The 1,486-nt window shown below is 33.8% G+C and carries 1 protein-coding gene; it reads right to left on the bottom strand.

Annotated elements, in window-relative coordinates; genetic code table 11:
* Positions 1-109 precede the first annotated feature (109 nt).
* Positions 110-1,081: an IS110 family RNA-guided transposase gene (locus tag G5V56_RS17475; protein ID WP_166967560.1), complete on the bottom strand. Its 972-nt coding sequence runs from the start codon at positions 1,079-1,081 to the stop codon at positions 110-112.
* Positions 1,082-1,486: the final 405 nt, after the last annotated feature.

The following is a 1,486-nucleotide window of genomic DNA, read 5'->3' as shown; positions in this document are numbered from 1 at the left end:
GAAAGTAATGGTAGACCAAAATTTGAAAATGTATGGAAATATATGTGTTTCCCTGATTAAAAATACTACCACCAACAAAGTACTGTGGTAAAAACCAAGTAAAACCAGATTAATTTTTCACTAAAGTGCTTCTATGAGAATCATCATAAATTAGTCCTGATTTTGCAATGGCAAAAGCTTGTTTTAATAACTTGTTACATACGGCTATTAGTGCTAGTTTTTTACTCTTTCCTTTTGCTACAATTCGTTCATAAATTTCTCTGCAAGCTTTGTTGTATTTACAAGCATTAAAACTGCACATAAACAATAAATTACGCAGCTTTTGATTTCCTATTTTACTGATCCTGCTCCGCCCATTTACACTGCTTCCACTTTTCCTAATTACAGGTGTCAAACCTGCATAACTACATAACTCACTACCGCTCGTAAAACGCTCGAAACCATCTGTCAAAACAACTAGCATAACAGCTGTTTTGTTTCCAATCCCTGGTATGCTTTTTAAGCGGGTTAATACATCTTGATGCTCTTCTTTAACTAATATTAATAGTTTGCACTCCAACAGGTTTATTTCTTTTTGGACCTGTTTTAGACTACGCTTTAGAGAACTCACAACTGCTTTACTTGGATTGCCTAAAACGGATTCGCCGTGTATTTTATTTTTAAGCATAGTGCTTTGTTTTGTATACACAGCAAGGAGTCTGGTTATTTGAAGACTTTCCGTTTGATGTTTTGAGTTACCTTTCCAAAGCTTTAATTCTACTTGTTTAGCGTATTCACAGATTAGTTTAGAATCGCTCCTGTCTGTCTTAACCTTGGACAATCTCATCTGGATAAATCGCTTCACTGATAATGGATTTTCTACTGAAACTTTGAAACCTGATTCAAGTAAATAATAGGCCAGCTGATAGTGGTAATAGCCTGTTGCTTCCATCACACAATGACTGTGCTTGGTTAAGAGTTTGACAAACTTTTTAAAGCCTGAAATCGTGTTTTTAAATTGGTAGTAATTACCATCAGAATCTGTAACATCAAAAACCAAATGGCTAATGTCTATTCCAAAATATTTAATATCTTTATTCATAAGAAAATGTTTTTTGAAAGGACAATCTACGCGAGTTTCAACGACTTGAAATCGAGGTCTAAAGCCTCATAGAACTGTACGAAATCTGTGTAGAAAAGAGAGGGGGTTTTCAATGTTGACGAAGTCTAAAGCTTCTGCGTGTATAATAACCTTATTCCTCTCTTTTGTTCTTTCTAGTTTATTGATCTAATTTAATAAAAGACAAACTTAAGATGTGTATAATTCATTGTTAGTTATAGCCTACTTGCGAAAGTCCGCGAGGACTTTCTATTTGTGATTTATTTGCTAAATTTAGTGCTTAAATCACGCAACGAAATCATACACTAGACCGTCAGACTGCGCAAAAACTTCTTCTTAAAAACCATTAATGATTCTTTTTAAAATCGTATCTTAAAGTACTGATAA

Source organism: Yeosuana marina (assembly GCF_011762485.1).
Classification (GTDB): Bacteria; Bacteroidota; Bacteroidia; order Flavobacteriales; family Flavobacteriaceae; genus Yeosuana; species Yeosuana marina.
This window is presented reverse-complemented; position numbering and strand designations above follow the sequence as displayed.